Source organism: Coprococcus sp. AF99-45, assembly GCF_027663865.1.
In the GTDB taxonomy this organism is placed as follows: domain Bacteria; phylum Bacillota; class Clostridia; order Lachnospirales; family Lachnospiraceae; genus Allocoprococcus; species Allocoprococcus comes.
Window position 1 is genome coordinate 34,391 of the sequence record NZ_JAQDGZ010000013.1, and the last position, 17,818, is coordinate 52,208.

The window sequence follows — 17,818 nt, forward strand, 5'->3', positions numbered from 1 at the left end:
TCTGACTATCCCTTCACAGAACCAACCATAATTCCTTTATCGAAGTATTTCTGGAAGAATGGATACATTACCAGCAATGGTAAACTTGACACAACGATAGTTGCATATTTCAGCTGTTCTGCTACTTTTGCCATCTCTGCTGTACTCTGGATATCTGCGATCATTCCCGGCTGAGGTGTATTCTGAACGAGGATCGATCTGAGAACCAGCTGCAGTGGCTGCAGGTTTGCATCATTTAAATATATCATCGCATCAAAGTAGCTGTTCCACATTCCAACAAATGACCACAGTGCCAGTACTGCGATAATCGGTTTGCATACCGGAAGCATAACCTTGAAAAAATGTTGGATTTCCGTTGCTCCGTCAATTGCGGATGCTTCACGCAGTTCTTTCGGAATAGACTGGTAATAGGTTCTTGCAAGAATCATATTCCAGACATTAAATGCACCAGGGATTAAAATTGCCCAAATCGTATTTACCATGTGCAGCTGATTGATCAAAATAAAAGTCGGAATCATTCCGCCACCAAAAAACATTGTGATCAGAAAGATTATATTAAAGAATTTTCTTCCTACAAATTCCTTTTTTGACATCGGATACGCTGCAAGTAAAGTTACAAAGACGGAGATCGCGGTAAATGCAATTGAATACAAAAAAGAATTCAAAAAGCCCCGCCAGATCATATCATTTTCCAGCACACGCCGGTATGCATCTAACGTCCAGTCTTTTATATGAAAACTTAATCCCTGGTTATTTAATACGGTCGGATCCATAAAGGATGCCAGAACTACATAGATCAGCGGAATTAAAATTGAAAGAACAAATACCCCAAGGAACACATATGCAATTCCCAAAATGATTTGATCTGTTCGTGAATATTTGATTTTCTTTGTTCCATTCATTTCACGTTCCTCCTATAATCCTTCACCATCATTCAGCTTCTTTACTACCCAGTTTACAAAAATAAGTAAAATCACATTGATTACAGAGTTGAACAGTCCAACTGCTGTCGAATATCCATAATCTCCGTTTAATAGTCCGATCCGGTATACATAAGTCGATAATATTTCAGATGCCGGTAAGTTCATATCTGTCTGCAGCGCATATGCTTTTTCAAAACCAATACTCATAATATTTCCTGCCTGTAAGATAAACTGGATCACAATAATGTCTTTGATCGCCGGAAGTTCTACATACCAGATCTGCTGCAGCAGATTTGCTCCATCCATACGTGCTGCTTCTTCCAGTTCTTTGCTCGCATTCGATAGTGCTGCAGTATACATGATCGAAGCCCACCCGGCCCCCTGCCAGATTCCACTTGCAATATAGATTGTTCGAAATGCAGCAGGCATCGTCATCCAGTTCGTGCTGATTCCCAAAAGTTTATTCATAGGTCCAACCGGTGACAAAAACATACGGACCATTCCGCAAAGTACAATAACAGACACAAAGTTTGGAGCATAGATCAAAAGCTGGATCTTCTTTTTGATCCCCTGTTTGCGGATCTGGTTAAGTAAAAGAGCTAAGATGATCGGAACCGGAAATCCCCAAAGTAATCCATAAATGCTCAGTTTCAATGTATTAAGCAGGTAATTCATAAAATCCGGTGAAGATAAAAACCGCTTAAAATACTCAAGTCCTACCCATGTACTTCCAAATACACCCTTGATAACGTTATAATCTTCAAACGCAATCAGCAGTCCCCCCATTGGAAGATACTTGAATATAATGGTTAATATAAGTGCCGGCATCAGGAAAAACACATATAACTGCCAATTTTTCTTTACATAAGCCAGCTTACTTGCCATCGTTCGTTTTCCCATTGCCCTGGTTTGTTTCTGCATCCTTTTCATGCAACTATTCCTCCATTCCCTTTGTCCTTCTCGCTGTATAACCGGTAAAGTAACCGGTTACTTTATAACTGAATAGTACCATATAATAATCTCTCTGTCAATGCTTTTGTTCGCAAAAGTTACCGGTTACATAACTGGTTATTTTATAGTTGCCTTTTCGACTTTTAGTTGCTATACTATGAATAAGAATTTTTAAAGGAGTCTATTGATCTTATGGCCAAGAAACAAGTTACATTTGCTGACATTGCTGAATATACCAATTTTTCAAAAACAACAATTTCCAGATATTTTAATCACCCTGATTCTCTGACACTTGAGAATCAGGAAAAAATATCACAGGCACTTGATGCTTTGGGATATAAAAAGAATAAACTGGCAAAAGTTTTAGCAAATGGAAAAAGTGAATTTGTCGGTATTATTGTACCAAATCTCTATCTGCACTATTATTCTGAGATGCTTACGCAGTTACTTTCCAGTTATTCAGACTATCATTATAAGTTTCTTGTTTTTGTCAGCGATCGTGGTCCGGAAGAAGAAGAACAGTATATTGATGAACTTATGGCATATCAGATTGAAGGACTTATTGTATTGAGTCATACACTTTCTTCTGAGAAGCTGGCATCTTATCAGATACCAGTCATTGCCATCGAAAGAGAAGCTAAGTATATCTGTAGTGTAACAACCGACAACTATATGGGTGCACTACAGGCAACAAATCTCCTGATCCGCGATAAATGTGATATCCTGGTTCATATCAATGTCAATGTTCCCGATTTTGTACCGGCATATAAACGAATTCTAGCATTTAAAGAAACCTGTCAGGAACATAACGTTCCTTATGAACTGAATCTGAATGTAGCCGGAGATTCTTATCAGGATATCTTTGCACAAATGCATCGTATTTTTACGGACATCGACGAAAAATATGCTGATAAAAAGAAAGGTATCTTTCTTGCAAATGATACCTATGCCAATATGTTTCTTAATCTTATTTTTCAAAAATATGGTTATTTCCCTGACACATACGAATTGGTAGGGTTTGACAATTCTCCGATTGCAAGTGAAGCTATCCTTCCAATCACAACCGTTGGACAGCAAATCGATCTGATTGCCAAAACCTCCATGGAACTGCTTGTACAGCAAATGGAAGAACGTAAAAAGCGAAAACCTGTACCACTTGCCATACCCATTCATAAACAAATTACCCCTGTACTTATTCGTAGAAAAACAACAAGTTAATACGGCATTACTCCCATTTCTTAACGATTCGAAAAAAGTGCATGCAGCCGTCAGGCCACATGCACTTTTGCATTTTCCTATCTTCTATTCCGCCAGCACTTCTTCCGCAATATTTCTGGCATGGTCGGAAATTCTTTCCAGGCATACCAGAGAATCAAGGAATACCACTCCGGCTTCTGTGTTACACTGCTGGTTGGTAAGACGCTTGATATGCTTTGCGCGGAGGGAAATCTCCAGCCCGTCTGCCTCTGTTTCTTTCTCGATGGTCTTTAACGCACTTTCGCGATCATTGGACTCAAAGGCTTCCAACGCATACAGATAACTTGCAATGCAGACATCCAGCATCTTGTTCAGATGTTCCACTCCAACCTCAGAGAAATCCACCTGCTTTTCCAGCAGTGATTCCGCGAACTCAGAAATGTTTTCGCAGTAATCACTGATACGTTCCATATCCGACACGATCTGGAGCATATGCGCCACCTCTTCATGCTCACGTTCATTGATCTGCAGAGTCGACAGCTTGATCGCATAGGATGTGATACCGGCACTTAACCGGTCTACCTTGCTTTCTTCTTCCTTCAGGAACGCAATCTGTTCTTCTTTTCGTTCGAACATAACTTTTCTTGCAACCTCCAGAGAATCCGCAACCACATGTCCCATTCGGACAAGCTCGGAAACGGTTGACTGAATCGCGATACCAGGGGTTTCCAGCATACGGTCATCCAGAAGGACTACACTTTCATCCTGTACCTCTTCTTCCACATGTCCGATCTTCTTGGCAAGCTTGATGATCCAGTCAGAAACCGGGAACAGCAGAACGGTTGTCACAATATTGAATACCGTATGCACCATACTGATCTGTGTCTGGGTGATATTTCCCTGCGCCCATGCCGGATTCACAATACTCAGATATGCGATCGCAATAATACTGAAAATGATCGTTCCGATGATATTAAAGATCAGATGCATCAGCGCTGCGGTTTTCGCATTTTTCTTTGCACCCACACTGGACAGGATTGCAGTTACGCAGGTACCGATATTCTGTCCCATGATAATATAGATTGCTGCGCCAAACGGTACAAGACCTGCTGCTGCAAGGCTCTGCAGGATTCCGACCGATGCAGATGAACTCTGGATGATCGCCGTAACTGCTGCACCCGCCACAATTCCAAGAAACGGATTGTGTCCCAGTGATACGAAAATATTGCAGAATGCTGCATTATCTTTCAGTGGTTCCACCGCTGAGGACATGGATGAAATCCCGACAAATAAAAGTCCGAAACCAACCACAATACTTGCGATATCTTTTGTCGAACGCCTCTTTCCGGTCAGCATAATGATCACACCGATCATGATCGCAACCGGTGCCAGATTGGACGGACTTAAAAATTTGGCCCATTCCACACTGGATACCAGCCATCCGGTAACTGTTGTACCGATGTTCGCACCCATGATAACTCCCATCGCCTGCTGAAGGTTCATGATACCGGCATTTACAAAACCGACTACCATGACGGTCGTCGCAGATGAACTCTGGATCACTGCGGTAATGAACGCTCCAAGCAATACGCCGAAGAACTTATTCTTTGTAAGTGCTTCAAGCAATGACTTCATCCGGTTGCCGGCAGCATTCTCCAGCCCCTGTGCCATGATCTGCATTCCATAAATGAACATACCAAGGCCTCCGACAAACGGAATAATGATACTTGTGTACTTCATAGTCGTGTTATCTCCTCTTATGTACTTTTTCTTTTTCACTTTGATTCTTATTTTACAGGCCATTTACACAGCCACGATTTCATCTTAACATCATTTTTCTCCCTGTACAATAAATTTTCTTTCGTAGTTCTGACGAAAATTATTCCCATTACCCCTTCATCTTTGGTTCAAATATCCATGATGCAATGTACCCAAAAATCAATGCGCCGCTGATTCCTGCCGCACTTGCCTTGAATCCTCCAAGAAAAATTCCGATAAATCCTTCCTTGTCGACTGCCTCTTTTACCCCGTTCCATAAAGTATTTCCAAAACCGAGCAGTGGCACGCTCACGCCCGCCCCCGCATACTCCTGCAGTGGTTTAAATATCTGTACAAAACCAAGAATGCAGCCAAGTACCACCAGGCTTACCATGACTCTTCCCGGCATCATTTTCGTCCGGTCAAGCAGAATCTGCGCCAGTGCACAGATGAGTCCTCCTACCCAGAATGCATTGATATAGTCCATTTTCTTTCCTCCTTTAACAATGTTCCAGCACAATTCCATGTGCAATTCCCGGAACGCTTTCTCCTTCATTGAAGCTGACCGTCGACATCAGCGCCCCCGTTGGTACAAAAAGGATCCTTTTCCACTCCCCCGATATCAGCTGTGGCATAATATATGCTGCAAGAGTGATCGCCGCGCAGCCGCAGCCGCTTCCACCGGAATTGGTATGCTGTGTCTGCTGATCGAAGATCGTCATTCCGCAGTCCATATGATTTTCTTTGATATCCAGCCCTTTCTTACGAAGCAGATCAAATAAAATCGATTGTCCCACATAGCCCAGGTCTCCGGTAATGATCCGGTCGTAATCCTTTTCACCCCTTCCAAAATCCATAAGATTCTGCAAAATCGTATCACACGCTGCCGGTGCCATACACGCTCCCATATTCTGTGAATCCTTCAGCCCATAATCCACAATTTTCCCAATCGTCACTCCACTGATCCGCACCCGGCTTTTCTTTTTTCCTACCAGAAAGGCTCCGCTTCCTGTCACTGTCCAGGTAGAAGAAAGTGGTCTCTGATTCGCATAGCCAAGTGGAAAACGAAATTCTTTTTCTGCACTTCCAAAATGACTCGATGTTGCAGCAAGCACCAGATCTCCATAGCCTGCCGCCACAGTCATTGCAGCAAGGGCAAGTGCCTCTCCGGATGTGGAACATGCGCCGAAAAGACCAAACACCGGGATCTGAAGTTCTTCTGCCCCCATCGATGTAGCAATTCCCTGTCTTAAAAGATCACCGCCAAAGAGATAGCGTACCTCCTCCGGCTGTACTCCCGCATTTTTCAATGCCAGCTTACACGCAAGCTTCTGCATTGTTCCTTCTGCAAGCTCCCAGGTTTTCTCTCCAAAAAGGTCATCCTCCGATGCAATATCAAAATATTTTCCAAGTGGTCCTTCTCCTTCTTTTTTTCCGGCAACCGATCCGGCGCTTACCAGATACGGACTTTCCGAAAATGCAATACTCTGCGTCCCTTTCATCACATTCATGTCCATCCCTCCTTGCTCACACAATTCCGATCAGCGTCCCAATCCAGTAGAGCAGTCCCAGAACCCAGCTGGTGAAAACTCCGTACAGGATCACAGGTCCTGCGATCGTAAATATCTTGCAGCCAATTCCGAAAACCTGCCCTTCTTTTTTGTATTCAATTGCCGGCGCCGCAACGGAATTGGCAAATCCGGTGATCGGCACCAGTGCTCCCGCTCCTCCCCAGTTCGCGATCTTCGGATAGATTCCAAATCCGGTCAGCACCACACTTGCCAGGATCAGGATCAGTGAACACCAGCTTGCAGAAATATCCTTTGACATTCCCGCCTTTTCGCACGCATTTAAGATCGTCTGTCCAATCGTACAGATGATCCCGCCGGTCACGAATGCTTTTGCCATCGCAGGTCCAGGCTTCCTGACCGGTGTTTTCTCTTTTACATATGTTTCATACTCTTTTTCTTTCTCTTGTTGCTTCATTTTCTCCTCCAGTTACCATCTTTTATAGAAAAACAGAAGTGCTCCAAGGCTTTTTCCAAGCGCCATCCCAAAAATCAGCCATGGCACACATTTCAGAATTTTGATCCTCCGGATAAAAATCGGAAAAATATTCAGGATTTCCGCAAGTGCCATTGACCAGCAACCAACAAAAATTCCGGAAAAAAGTCCAAACACCGGAACGATCCATTTGCCGCCAGGCATTGCGAGCCCGTATACCCAGAAAATATTTCCAAGGATCCCACCTGCCATAATGCAGTTTTCATACAGCATGACATGCTTCCCGGTATGTGTCCGGTCTGCAAAATCTGACACTACGCCAAGTCCGATAATAAATGAAAACAGTCCTGCCGCGACTGCAAATCCGGATGCAAGACCAACCACCGCCACCAGAATCTGCCTAATCCACATCGACTTCTTTTTCCTTTCTCGCATAAGCTTCGATCAAAGTTTCCTGAATATCATTTTCATACAAACGCATTTCCACTTCCATCGGCGTCGGATCTGCTGTAAATTTCTTTCTTCCTAAATGATTGAAGAAAATCAGGATCCCTACGATCAGCCCGATGCAGTAAGTCAGCTCTATCAGGGTAAATCCATTCGATTCTTCTCCGGTAAGAAGCAGATAAATCCGGGAAAACATCTTTGTCACCGACACATCATTATTAAATGCCATGATGGAAAATGCTGCTCCGATAAATGTGATTCCCGCAACTACAACCACTTTAATTCCCTGCCAGATAGCATTTCGTTTTTTCTCCCCTTCATAGGTAATGATCAGGTCACTTTCTCCTTCGTTCTGAATCTGTAGTCCGGGAATTTCCCGATGGATACATTCTATGATTTTCAGAACAGACACCACATATCTGTGCTGTTCTTTTTTCGGGATTTTCAGGATCCGCAGTGGTTTAATCCTGTTCATGATGGAAGAATTGCTGCATTCCATTGTCAGGATATCTCCCAATGTCACATTTGGTTCTTTCACCTCGGTATTCTTTTCCCCTTTGATATAAAGTATTTCATTTCCCGAAGACATCTGTATCCGTCCTTTCTTTTACCGGTAGCGCCTGCCAGATCAGCGTTCCTTCACTTACCTGGTCTGTCCCCCGGACATCATTATAATAGTAGATCATTCCGATCAGAACAGCTGTCAGCAGGGCACAAAGAACACAGCCCCAGATATATTTTTTTCTTCTTTCCAATCGCATCCGCCTCCTTTGTGATCTGTTTCAGATAGGAAATAGTATCCCTGTTTTTCCAGAAAACATACATCCTTTTATTCTTTTGCGTGTTCCCGCATGGTTTTCAGGATCTTTTTCTCCATCCGGGATACCTGCACCTGTGAAATTCCAAGCTCTTCGCCGATTTCTGTCTGCGTCTTATCTGCAAAATAGCGCAGATACAGAAGCTTTCTCTCGTCTTTTTTTAATTCTTTTATCAGCTCTGTAAGCAGAAGATGATCCAGGATCTTTTCTTCTGCACCGCCTGTATCTGCAATCTTTTCCAGCAGCATTACTTCATTTCCATCTTTCATACCGACCGGTCTGTGAAGCGATTCCACTTCTCCTGCTGCCTCCATCGCCATCACCAGCTCCTCTTTTTCCACACCCGTTTCTTCCGCAATTTCTTCCAGCAGCGGTTCTCTTCCAAGCTTTTCCGTGAGCGCCTCCTTTGCCTGATATGCTTTATACGCAATCTCTTTTAAGGAACGGCTGACCTTCAACATCCCATCATCACGTAGGAAACGCTTTATTTCTCCCGTGATCATCGGAACTGCATAGGTAGAAAATTTCACATCATAGCCCAGATCAAACTTATCGATCGCTTTTAAAAGCCCGATGCTTCCGATCTGAAATAAATCCTCTGCCTCTGTGCCCCGTCCGTAAAATCTTTTCACCACACACCAGATCAGACCGGTGTTTTCCTCCACAAGCTGTGCCCTCGCATTTTCATCCCCTTCGTGAGCCCGTCTGATCAATGCGATTGTGTGGTCCATACAGCTTCCTTCTTTTCCCCTCCTGTCGTTTTCTTCATCCAAACCGTAGTCCCTTTTCCAGGCACAGATTCCACCTGTACTTCATCCATAAATGCTTCCATAAATGCAAATCCCATCCCGGACCGATCCATATCCGGCCTGGTCGTATAGAGTGGCTCCATCGCCTGCTCCACGTTTTCGATACCGATGCCCTGATCCTTCACTGTGACTAGAATGGTCTTCTTATCTTTTTCAATCCCGCACCAGACCGTGATCTTTCCGGACGTCCGTCCCTCATATCCATGAATAATGCTGTTTGTCACTGCTTCAGAGACCGCTGTCTTCACGTCTGCCACTTCCTCCAGAACCGGATCCATCTGCGTCATAAACGCAGCCACTGCCACCCTTGCAAATCCCTCATTCTCCGATCTGCTGTCAAAAACTACTTCCATCTCGTTAAAATATTCCATTACATCATTCCCTCCTCATAAATCTGTATGATCTTCGTCACGCCGGACATATTCAGAATCTGCCGCATCCGTTCACTTGTATGTATCGCCCATACTTCCCCGCCAAGAAGAAAGATATGCCGGTACCGTCCCATGATCACTCCAATCCCGGAACTGTCCATAAAATTCGTTCTTCCAAAATCAAAGATCACATATTTGATATGTTGCTCCTCGATCACCTTATCCGCCTCCCGTTTAATCTCCTCCGCATTGTGATGATCCACCTCCGCCGGAAGAAAAATCGTAAGACAATTTTCTTTGATCTGATACTGCATTTTTGCTTAAACCCCTTTCTGTCTTTTTTATTTATACAAATACGCCAATAGCCTTGATGGATTTATAAAAAGAGTGCGCATTTACGGCACATAGTGCCTTTTGTTTTATAGGAAGTTCCTTCGGAATTTCCTATAAAACAAAAGAGAAAGTAACGCCTTTTTTCGCTACTTTCTCTTTTGTGCCTTTTATATTTTATTGTCCCTGGGTGCCTGTTCCACCGGAAGTATTCTCCGAAGTTCCATCTGATCCCATTGCATCCAGTGCGCTCTGTGCCGAATATGCTGCCTGTGTTCCCGGATAATCGGTCGCTGCTTTTTCGTAATTGCTCTTTGCATTGTCCTTATCACCTTTACCGGCATACGCGTCTCCAAGAAGCTTGTACACACCACCATCACTATAAGAGTCATCCATCTTCTGGATCTTTTCAAGATCCGAAATGGCATCATCATAATTTCCACTCTGCACTTCATACTGCGCGGTCGAATACAGGCTCACACATACTCGCGGGAACACGGAACCGGAGATCGAATCGTAGATTTTCTGTCCCTCTTCTCCCAACGAATCCCTGTTCAGTCCAAGCAACGTATCTGCCATATCCGCATTGCTCGTTGTTCCGCCATAATACTGCTGATATACCTTGACCAGGGCATCATAGCTGTCCTGTGTGGATGCGGCAGTCTGCTTTGCCGATTCTACCTCATCACTGCTGTTACGGTATCCCTCCAGTTCATCCTTAAGCGTCTGGATCTGTGTCTTCTGTGAAGCTATCTGCTCGCTTAGTGCAATGACATTCCGGTTTTTTGTAGACGACTTTGTCTGGTTTACCGCCGGAGCGATCAGGAACCACACCACTGCCGCTCCAACCACCATACCGATCAGAATATTGACAACTGTCATCACTGCCGCATTGTCTCGCAGTGTTGCTGCAGGCTGGATGATCGTCTCATTTCCCAGATTGTATGTGACAACCGACTGTCTGCCATGCTTTTCCTCTTTAATATGTGCAACCTGCCGATTCCGCTGACGGTTCAGCTCATGCATATACCGGAGCGTAATATCATTCGTCACATCCAGCTTGAGTGCCGTCTTCAGGCTCTGTCTTGCTTTGGAATACTGTCCGGAATGCATATAAAGAAGTGCCAGAAGCTGATATGCCTTCAGGAAAGACGGATGTGCCACAACCACCTTTTTCAGCTGGATGATCGCAAGATCTTCTCCATTCTGTCTGCAGTATCCAAGACACTGGTTGTATTTGTGAACTGCCTGATTCACTTTCTCCAGCTCACTTGGATTATCCTGAACCTTACTGATATAGTAGCTGGCAATATTCTCTGAAGCCCTGAAGTTTTTACTGATGATCCACTCTACAAGAGCCTCCGCTACTTCTCCACGTCCATAATAGACAAGTCCGAGAAGATTCCTCGCTGTGATATTTTCTCTGTTAAACTGCAAACTTCTTTTTAACGACACAATTGCCCCGGACAGATCCCGGATCTGCGCTTTCTTCAGTCCATCATTGTACCAGTAGTTCGACTGGTACTCGAGTTTCTGCTTATAGTCCATCAAAATCTCCCCTATTTTTTCTGATCCATCATCTCTCTTAAGATATCTGTCATATCAGACAGATCCTCCTGATATACTGCATTCTCGATATCTTCTACTTCCAGACTTGGTTTGAACTTCTTAAGTTCTTCTTCAAAATTAAGCATCTTCTCCTCCTATCAGTTCTTTTAACTCCCCTACCAGATAGAGCGACCCCAGACAGTAAAGTTTCCCTTCGCTGCCCTTTTCATTCAATGCACGTGTAAATGCATCAGCAAGCGTGTCCTCCCGATAGACCGGTCTGTCTGTATACTTCCGGAACAACGCGGCAAGTGTATCTGCCTGCGCTCCCCTTTTATTGTCTACTTTGGCAATGACATAAGCATCTGCTTTCGATTCTTTGCATAAAAGCTCGATCATATGACTGTAATCCTTATCTGCAACGGCTGAAAAAAGGATTATCAGTGGATGGATTTCCCCTTCCGCCTCTCTTTGCAGCCGGATACTCTTTGTAAATTCACGGATTGCCGCAAGATTATGCGCCCCGTCAAAGATAACTCCGGGAAGAACCTCTTCCATTCTTCCCTGCCATTTAACAGATGCAACCACCTTCTGCCATTTGCAGATTTCTGCCTTGTCGCCAAATGTATATCTCATCGCCCGGATTGCAAGTGCTGCGTTCATCACCTGATAGATTCCGGTGCTGGCCACCTGCCATACGGTATTATTATCATACTCATCCAAAATAGAAAAAGCAATATGTTTGTCTGTAATTTCTTGAATTTTCAACGCATCTTTTTCCATTTTATACCACGGTGCTTCTACATTTTCGGCAGTTTCTTCTATAACCCGACTACTTCTTTCATCAGAGCCGTCAAAAAATACCGGTACGCCTTTTTTGATGATTCCGGCTTTTTCTCCCGCAATCTTTTCAATCGTATCTCCAAGGATCTCTGTGTGATCCAGTCCGATCGATGTGATCACGCTCAGGAACGGATGCTCGAAGGAATTAGTCGCATCCAGCTTTCCTCCAAGTCCTGTCTCCAGTACAATATACTCTGCATCATTCTCTTCAAATGCAAGCATACCCATTCCATACAGGAATTCAAAATAAGAAGGATGTTCCAGCCCTTCCTTTTCCAGTTCTTCTGCCACCTGCCGCACCTTTGCAAAAATCCGGCAGAAGGTATCATCGTCAATATCTTTTCCATTGATCCGGATCCGCTCGTTGAGCTTCACCAGATGTGGTGATGTAAAAAATCCGACACGCTTTCCCTCAAAAAGAAGAATCGCCTGCATATATGCGCAGACGCTTCCCTTTCCGTTCGTCCCTGCCACATGAAGAACCTTTCTTCCCTGGCAGGGATTCCCCAATCTTCTCATAAATTCACGGGTATGCAAAAGCGTATGCTTCTTTGTAAATTTTGGTATGTCCTCTATATATCGGACTACTTCTTCATACTTCACAATCTTTCCCGTCTTTCTTAAGCGGAACTCTACTGCTGCCCGCTCTTTTCTTCTTTATTATTCTGATCCTGCTGTTCTCCGGACTGTCCGGCATTTTCTGTCTTCTGCTGATCGCCGTCCGTCTTTGCAGAATTCTTCTGTTCTTTTACTTCATCTGTATATTCCAGGATTTTTCCATCCATGTAAATATATTCTCTTGAAGTCCTGAAGATGGTATTGCTTGATCCGACCTGGCTGACCGTAATGATGTCTCCATCCTTCAGCTTACTGTCCGGAAGTTCGATCCTTGTATTATTGAGGAAAGTAGATTCCTGCTTTTCATCATTGATGTAAACCTTGCTCCATTTAGTAAAGTTTGTTCCGTAGAGGCTATAGGTCTCATCCAGATTTTCTACAAGATCCGTGAGCGTAACCTCCTTGATCCCCATCTGCATATGGCCTTCTGTGATCGGCGGCTTACCATTGTATACATACTGGTCTCCATACAGAATATCATACTGTAACAGCTCCAGATCCTTCAGATAATCCTTTGTCTGGCGTCTCTGCTGGTGATAGTTGAATACCGTACCGGAATGTAATCCCAGGCGGTCCATCACATCCGCCATGATCTGGTAGGACGGAATGTTCCGGTCCTCTTTCTGAAGTCCAAGATTGTCCCAGATCACATAATTTGTATTGTACAGATAACGGTTCTTCATATCCTTTGCTTCCAGTCCCATTGTCGGCAGATGGTCACCATAGAATACGACCACAGTCGGCTCACCGCGTTCTTCCATCATTTTTACCAGATTACCGGCAAACTGATCCATCTCATATACCTGGTTCACATAGTATTCCCAGGCATTGTTCTTCTCTTCTGTCGGTGCTCCTGTTACGGTGATCTTCGGGTTCTCAATCACCTTTTCTGTCGGATAATTTCCATGTCCCTGTACACTGACTGTAAATACAAAATCCTCCTGCTCGGTAGAGTCCAGAGCGTCTTTGATGTGCGTCAGAAGAATATCATCCTTCGACCATCCATTCTCTGTTGTCTGGAGAATATTCATAAACTCTTTACTTGTAAAGCTGTCAAAACCAATATTGTTAAATACCTTCGCACGGCTGTAGAAATTACCACCGTTGTTGTGAATCGCATGGGTTCCGTAACCGAATGCAGAAAATGCAGTTGCTGCACTTTCACATACCTGATTCTTAAGCTTTGTCTTATAAGGATACTCGCCCGGTCCGAAATAACGCAGGTTCATACCTGTCAGCACTTCAAATTCTGTATTGGCTGTTCCGGCTCCTACCGAAGGAACCTTAAAATATCCGGAAGAATAATTTTCAAACATCTTGCGCAGATTCGGAATCGGATCCTCTGACATCTGCAGATCCTCATATTCAATAGGATCAAAGAAAGATTCCAGCTGTACAAACAAGACATTCGGTCTCACACCATTGTCGGATGTGCTCTCTGTCATCTCTCTATTATCCGTGATCTTCTCGATCGTGTCTTTGTTATAATCATTCGGTTCTGAAATACCTGTATTAAAAAGGCTGGCCGAGAAACAATACGGAAGTCCGTAATCCTGATAAGCAAATGCGATATTTCCAAAGTAAGTAGAAATAATCCTCTTATCTACAGCAACATTTGTCAGTACAGAATATCCAAAAAACGCTGCAACAACAATAATCAGCATCGGGATCCTGTGCATCTTTCCTTCATACTGTCCGGCACGTCTCCACATGGCAACCAGCCAGATGAGCAGTGCCGGAACACCAATTCCCATCATCACAAGCTCTGCCACCGAGAAATAGTTTGTAAACAGTGACAGTCCTTCTGTAAATGTCTTTAGATCCTGTGCATTAAACGGCGTAACACGCTTTGCCAGCATCACTCCGTTGACAACACCCAGAAAGAGCCACAATGCACTGATGATCAGTCGTGTAAACACCCGGCGCCGCACCAGATAAGCGATTAAAAGTGTAACGAAAATCATTCCGGCATTGTACAAAAATACCAGCGGTGTTCCTGTCATATACTGCCAAGCTGCAATTGCAGAATGTCTGGACAGTGCTTCAATGATAAAGTTAATGATACAAGCCCACAGTGCCTGAAGCGGCAAAGAGAACCGGTTCATTATCTTATAGTACGGTGCCATCTTTTTTGCGAATTTGCTGTTTCGCCGCTTTTCAAGAATCTGCTGTCTTCGCTCATGCTGCTTTTTTAAATGCGCCTTTATATCTCCTGGCTTCATATTCTTCAGCTTCTGCCATTTTCCTTTCAGATCCGGTTTTTTCCACTGAATCTTTTTAAAATGAATTTCCTTCATCGTCTTTTAACCCCTTACGTGTTTCTGTACCGGCAGGCGCAGTTTATGCTGCATCTGCCGATATATCCGGCTAAAAAAGAATATGCCTTAGTACTTTCCTGCAGTGATTATCTTCCTGCCTTTAAAGCCTCCAGACGTTCTTTCACCTGTTCCATCATCTGTGTATACTTTTCAAGCTTTGCTTTTTCTTCATCAACCTTTGCCTGTGGTGCTTTGCTGACGAATTTTTCATTTGAAAGCATTCCCTTTGCACGGTTGATTTCTTTTGTAAGCTTTTCTTCTTCTTTTGTCAGACGCTCGATTTCCTGTTCGAAGTCAATCAGCTCTTCCAGTGGTACATATACAGAAGCATCCGGTACTACGATCGATACGGCATCATCCGCAATACCTGCCTTATCAGCCTGGACAGCAAGTTCAGAAGCACTCATAAGCGGGCATGCGCATGTTGTCAGCTCTTCGAATCCTTCACAGAGCTTCTCATCTTCGCATACTACATAAACCTTTGCTTTACGGCTCGGCGGTACATTCATTTCTGCCCGCGCATTTCTGACACCACGGATAACTTCTTTCATATGATCTGTTATATTTTCAGCGTCTGCATAGCACCAGTCTTCGCTAAACTGCGGCCAGTCTGACATCATCAGAGATTTTTCCTCCGGTACCAGTGCGCTGTAGATTTCTTCTGTTACAAATGGCATAAATGGATGTAACATCTTCAGTGCATTACCAAGAACCGTCTTCAGTGTCCAAAGTGCTGCATTGGCGCTCTTATAATTTTCATCAGAATGGTAGATCCTGTATTTTACAAGCTCGATGTACCAGTCACAGAATTCATCCCAGATAAAGTCATATACTTTCTGTACTGCAATACCCAGTTCAAATTTATCCATGTTCTCAGTTACATCTTTTGCAAGTGTATTTACCTTGGATAAAATCCATTTATCGGTTACTTCAAAGTCTGCCTCATCCGGTTTGGAAATTACCTTATCTTCCATGTTCATCATGATAAATCTGGATGCATTCCATACCTTATTGGCAAAGTTACGGCTGGATTCTACACGTTCGTTGTAGAAACGCATATCATTTCCGGGTGCATTTCCTGTGATCAGAGTCAGACGGAGTGCATCTGCACCGTACTCATCAATGACCTCCAGCGGATCGATACCATTTCCAAGAGATTTACTCATCTTACGTCCCTGGGAATCCCTTACCAGTCCATGGATCAGAACAGTATGGAACGGTGCTTTTCCAGTATGTGCATATCCTGAGAATACCATACGGATTACCCAGAAGAAAATAATATCATAACCGGTTACCAGTACATCTGTCGGATAGAAATACTTGAAGTCCTCTGTCTCTTCCGGCCATCCAAGTGTTGAGAACGGCCACAGTGCTGAACTGAACCAGGTATCCAGTGTATCTTCATCCTGTGTCAGATGTGTGCATCCGCAATGCGGGCATTTTTCCGGCATCTCACGTGCAACAACCACTTCTCCACATTCATCACAATAGTAGGCCGGAATTCTGTGTCCCCACCAGATCTGACGTGAAATACACCAGTCACGGATATTTTCCAGCCAGTTCAGGTAGATTTTACCAAAACGTTCCGGTACGAATTTTAATTCGCCGGTCTTGATCGCATTGATCGCCGGTTTGGCAAGCTCATCCATCTTAACAAACCACTGTGGTTTAATCATCGGTTCAACGGTTGTCTTACATCTGTCATGTGTTCCAACGTTGTGTACATGTTCTTCGATGCTTACAAGGTATCCTTCTTTTTCCAGATCTTCTACGATTGCTTTTCTTGCTTCGTAGCGATCCATTCCGGAATATCTTCCGTATCCTTCTACGATGGTAGCATCATCATTCAGGATGTTGATTTCCGGAAGATTATGTCTCTTTCCTACTTCAAAGTCATTCGGGTCATGTGCCGGTGTGATCTTAACCGCACCTGTTCCGAATTCTTTATCAACGTAAGCGTCTGCCACGATCGGGATTTCTCTTCCAACTAACGGAAGGATGACATTCTTTCCTACGATATCTTTGTACCTGTCATCGTCCGGGTGTACGGCGATTGCTGTATCTCCAAGCAGAGTTTCCGGACGTGTAGTTGCGATCTCAAGGAAACGTTCTGTTCCTACGATCGGGTACTTGATGTGCCAGAAATGTCCTGCCTGTTCCTCATGCTCAACTTCTGCGTCAGAAAGGGAAGTCTTACATACCGGACACCAGTTGATGATTCTGGAACCTTTGTAGATAAATCCTTTTTCGTGAAGACGAAGGAATACTTCTTTGACCGCATTCGAGCATCCTTCATCCATGGTGAAACGTTCTCTGTCCCAGTCACAGGATACACCAAGCTTTTTCAGCTGACCTTCGATGGTTCCTGCGTACTCTTCTTTCCACTGCCAGGTTCTCTTAAGGAATCCTTCTCTTCCGAGTTCTTTCTTATCAATTCCCTCTGCCTTTAACTGGTTTGTAACCTTTACTTCTGTTGAAATTGCAGCGTGGTCTGTTCCCGGGATCCACAGTGCATTATATCCCTGCATTCTCTTGTAACGGATCAGGATATCCTGAAGCGTATTATCGAGAGCATGTCCCATATGCAGCTTACCGGTGATATTCGGTGGCGGCATTACCGTTGTAAATGGTTTTTTACTTCTGTCAACTTCAGCGTGAAAATACTTTTCTTCACACCATTTTTCATAAAGTTTCGCTTCAATCTCTTTCGGATTGTAGGTCTTTTCAAGATTCTTACTCATTGTTTCCTCCTCTTATAAGTCCACCGCGCACTTTTGCTCTCTATAAAGAATAAAAAAAGCCCTTTACAATATGTAAAGGGCGTGTATAAACGCGGTACCACCTTTGTTCCACGAAATAAATCCATCTCGTATCTCTCACAGT

At 43.9% G+C, this 17,818-nt stretch carries 18 protein-coding genes and 1 other annotated feature (1 of these 19 only partly in view); of the genes, 1 reads left to right on the plus strand and 17 read right to left on the minus strand.

Going from position 1 to position 17,818, the window contains the following annotated elements; genetic code table 11:
- Nucleotides 1–5 precede the first annotated feature (5 nt).
- Nucleotides 6–902 (minus strand): carbohydrate ABC transporter permease, encoded by an 897-nt coding sequence (locus tag PGR14_RS10345; RefSeq protein ID WP_008372970.1) that lies wholly within the window; start codon nucleotides 900–902, stop codon nucleotides 6–8.
- A 12-nt stretch (nucleotides 903–914) separates the two neighbouring features.
- Nucleotides 915–1,853: an ABC transporter permease gene (locus PGR14_RS10350; RefSeq protein ID WP_008372969.1), complete on the minus strand. Its 939-nt coding sequence runs from the start codon at nucleotides 1,851–1,853 to the stop codon at nucleotides 915–917.
- A gap of 213 nt (nucleotides 1,854–2,066) precedes the next feature.
- Here PGR14_RS10350 and PGR14_RS10355 point away from each other — a divergent pair, with 213 nt between their 5' ends.
- On the plus strand, nucleotides 2,067–3,092 hold the full coding sequence (locus PGR14_RS10355) for a LacI family DNA-binding transcriptional regulator (protein ID WP_173692321.1): 1,026 nt from the start codon (nucleotides 2,067–2,069) through the stop codon (nucleotides 3,090–3,092).
- Nucleotides 3,093–3,176: 84 nt separating this feature from the next.
- On the opposite strand, the gene PGR14_RS10360 is transcribed toward PGR14_RS10355, so the two are convergent.
- The 15 genes from PGR14_RS10360 to PGR14_RS10430 all read right to left on the minus strand — a co-directional run bounded on the left by PGR14_RS10360 (nucleotide 3,177) and on the right by PGR14_RS10430 (nucleotide 17,676).
- Nucleotides 3,177–4,811, minus strand: coding sequence for a Na/Pi cotransporter family protein (locus PGR14_RS10360; RefSeq protein WP_173685561.1), 1,635 nt, complete (start codon nucleotides 4,809–4,811; stop codon nucleotides 3,177–3,179).
- A gap of 148 nt (nucleotides 4,812–4,959) precedes the next feature.
- A complete protein-coding gene (locus PGR14_RS10365; protein WP_022220978.1) occupies nucleotides 4,960–5,316 on the minus strand; it encodes a SpoVA/SpoVAEb family sporulation membrane protein in 357 nt (118 codons plus the stop codon).
- Nucleotides 5,317–5,329: 13 nt separating this feature from the next.
- Entirely contained in the window at nucleotides 5,330–6,340 is a 1,011-nt protein-coding gene (gene spoVAD / locus PGR14_RS10370; RefSeq protein WP_270223351.1) for a stage V sporulation protein AD, read from the minus strand.
- 16 nt (nucleotides 6,341–6,356) lie between these two features.
- Nucleotides 6,357–6,815: a SpoVA/SpoVAEb family sporulation membrane protein gene (locus PGR14_RS10375; RefSeq protein WP_008372960.1), complete on the minus strand. Its 459-nt coding sequence runs from the start codon at nucleotides 6,813–6,815 to the stop codon at nucleotides 6,357–6,359.
- A gap of 12 nt (nucleotides 6,816–6,827) precedes the next feature.
- Complete coding sequence (locus tag PGR14_RS10380) at nucleotides 6,828–7,244, minus strand: stage V sporulation protein AB (protein ID WP_022220980.1); 417 nt, start codon at nucleotides 7,242–7,244, stop codon at nucleotides 6,828–6,830.
- Nucleotides 7,234–7,869, minus strand: coding sequence for a stage V sporulation protein AA (locus tag PGR14_RS10385; RefSeq protein ID WP_022220981.1), 636 nt, complete (start codon nucleotides 7,867–7,869; stop codon nucleotides 7,234–7,236). Before PGR14_RS10385 ends, PGR14_RS10380 begins: the two co-directional genes overlap by 11 nt.
- A complete protein-coding gene (locus PGR14_RS10390; protein WP_044999057.1) occupies nucleotides 7,853–8,035 on the minus strand; it encodes a hypothetical protein in 183 nt (60 codons plus the stop codon). Before PGR14_RS10390 ends, PGR14_RS10385 begins: the two co-directional genes overlap by 17 nt.
- A 74-nt stretch (nucleotides 8,036–8,109) precedes the next feature.
- Entirely contained in the window at nucleotides 8,110–8,829 is a 720-nt protein-coding gene (gene sigF, locus PGR14_RS10395; RefSeq protein WP_008372953.1) for an RNA polymerase sporulation sigma factor SigF, read from the minus strand.
- On the minus strand, nucleotides 8,808–9,278 hold the full coding sequence (gene spoIIAB, locus PGR14_RS10400; protein WP_008372952.1) for an anti-sigma F factor: 471 nt from the start codon (nucleotides 9,276–9,278) through the stop codon (nucleotides 8,808–8,810). Before spoIIAB ends, sigF begins: the two co-directional genes overlap by 22 nt.
- Nucleotides 9,278–9,592, minus strand: a complete 315-nt coding sequence (locus tag PGR14_RS10405; protein ID WP_008372950.1) for an STAS domain-containing protein — start codon at nucleotides 9,590–9,592, stop codon at nucleotides 9,278–9,280. The genes spoIIAB and PGR14_RS10405 overlap by 1 nt, the downstream gene beginning before the upstream one ends.
- A 193-nt stretch (nucleotides 9,593–9,785) precedes the next feature.
- Nucleotides 9,786–11,156: a tetratricopeptide repeat protein gene (locus PGR14_RS10410; protein WP_022220982.1), complete on the minus strand. Its 1,371-nt coding sequence runs from the start codon at nucleotides 11,154–11,156 to the stop codon at nucleotides 9,786–9,788.
- An 11-nt stretch (nucleotides 11,157–11,167) separates the two neighbouring features.
- A complete protein-coding gene (locus PGR14_RS10415; RefSeq protein ID WP_022220983.1) occupies nucleotides 11,168–11,302 on the minus strand; it encodes a hypothetical protein in 135 nt (44 codons plus the stop codon).
- A complete protein-coding gene (locus PGR14_RS10420; RefSeq protein ID WP_055261109.1) occupies nucleotides 11,295–12,602 on the minus strand; it encodes a bifunctional folylpolyglutamate synthase/dihydrofolate synthase in 1,308 nt (435 codons plus the stop codon). Before PGR14_RS10420 ends, PGR14_RS10415 begins: the two co-directional genes overlap by 8 nt.
- 29 nt (nucleotides 12,603–12,631) lie before the next feature.
- On the minus strand, nucleotides 12,632–14,839 hold the full coding sequence (locus PGR14_RS10425; RefSeq protein WP_008372942.1) for an LTA synthase family protein: 2,208 nt from the start codon (nucleotides 14,837–14,839) through the stop codon (nucleotides 12,632–12,634).
- 182 nt (nucleotides 14,840–15,021) lie between these two features.
- Nucleotides 15,022–17,676 carry a valine--tRNA ligase gene (locus PGR14_RS10430; protein ID WP_055156372.1) on the minus strand — a complete coding sequence of 885 codons (2,655 nt, stop codon included), beginning with the start codon at nucleotides 17,674–17,676 and terminating at the stop codon, nucleotides 15,022–15,024.
- Nucleotides 17,677–17,748: 72 nt separating this feature from the next.
- Nucleotides 17,749–17,818: a binding site (T-box leader), on the minus strand (it continues 162 nt past the right edge of the window).

Coding starts and splice junctions, on each gene's coding strand:
- PGR14_RS10345 (WP_008372970.1), bottom strand. CDS start 902: ATGAATGGAACAAAGAAAATCAAATATTCACGAACAGATCAAATCATT.
- PGR14_RS10365 (WP_022220978.1), bottom strand. CDS start 5,316: ATGGACTATATCAATGCATTCTGGGTAGGAGGACTCATCTGTGCACTG.
- spoIIAB (WP_008372952.1), bottom strand. CDS start 9,278: ATGGAATATTTTAACGAGATGGAAGTAGTTTTTGACAGCAGATCGGAG.
- sigF (WP_008372953.1), bottom strand. CDS start 8,829: ATGGACCACACAATCGCATTGATCAGACGGGCTCACGAAGGGGATGAA.
- PGR14_RS10425 (WP_008372942.1), bottom strand. CDS start 14,839: ATGAAGCCAGGAGATATAAAGGCGCATTTAAAAAAGCAGCATGAGCGA.
- PGR14_RS10355 (WP_173692321.1), top strand. CDS start 2,067: ATGGCCAAGAAACAAGTTACATTTGCTGACATTGCTGAATATACCAAT.
- PGR14_RS10415 (WP_022220983.1), bottom strand. CDS start 11,302: ATGCTTAATTTTGAAGAAGAACTTAAGAAGTTCAAACCAAGTCTGGAA.
- PGR14_RS10410 (WP_022220982.1), bottom strand. CDS start 11,156: ATGGACTATAAGCAGAAACTCGAGTACCAGTCGAACTACTGGTACAAT.
- spoVAD (WP_270223351.1), bottom strand. CDS start 6,340: ATGAATGTGATGAAAGGGACGCAGAGTATTGCATTTTCGGAAAGTCCG.
- PGR14_RS10430 (WP_055156372.1), bottom strand. CDS start 17,676: ATGAGTAAGAATCTTGAAAAGACCTACAATCCGAAAGAGATTGAAGCG.
- PGR14_RS10350 (WP_008372969.1), bottom strand. CDS start 1,853: ATGAAAAGGATGCAGAAACAAACCAGGGCAATGGGAAAACGAACGATG.
- PGR14_RS10385 (WP_022220981.1), bottom strand. CDS start 7,869: ATGTCTTCGGGAAATGAAATACTTTATATCAAAGGGGAAAAGAATACC.
- PGR14_RS10405 (WP_008372950.1), bottom strand. CDS start 9,592: ATGCAGTATCAGATCAAAGAAAATTGTCTTACGATTTTTCTTCCGGCG.
- PGR14_RS10360 (WP_173685561.1), bottom strand. CDS start 4,811: ATGAAGTACACAAGTATCATTATTCCGTTTGTCGGAGGCCTTGGTATG.
- PGR14_RS10375 (WP_008372960.1), bottom strand. CDS start 6,815: ATGAAGCAACAAGAGAAAGAAAAAGAGTATGAAACATATGTAAAAGAG.
- PGR14_RS10380 (WP_022220980.1), bottom strand. CDS start 7,244: ATGTGGATTAGGCAGATTCTGGTGGCGGTGGTTGGTCTTGCATCCGGA.